Here is a 280-nt window from a genome sequence, read left to right on the forward strand (position 1 = left end):
GAGGCCGACGATGAAGAACACCAGCGCCAGCGCCAGCACGATGTTGATGACGTGGCGGAACGGCAGGATGATCGGCGCGCCGCTCATCCGCGCCGACAGTTTCAGGAACGCGATCACCGAACCGGTGAAGGTCAAGGCGCCGATCGCGACGCCGAGCGACATCTCGACCAGGCTCTGCGGATGGATGTGGCCGGGCGTGCCGATGTCGAACGCCTCGGGCGCATAGAACGCACCGGCGGCGACCAGCACCGCGGCCATGCCGACCAGCGAGTGGAACGCG

At 67.5% G+C, this 280-nt stretch carries 1 protein-coding gene; it reads right to left on the reverse strand.

The window, feature by feature from the left end; all coding sequences use genetic code 11:
- The coding region (locus AKL29_RS44355; RefSeq protein ID WP_244481722.1) for an NAD(P)(+) transhydrogenase (Re/Si-specific) subunit beta at window positions 1-280 on the reverse strand (280 nt) is incomplete at both ends.

Source organism: Bradyrhizobium pachyrhizi (genome assembly GCF_001189245.1).
Lineage (GTDB): Bacteria > Pseudomonadota > Alphaproteobacteria > Rhizobiales > Xanthobacteraceae > Bradyrhizobium > Bradyrhizobium pachyrhizi.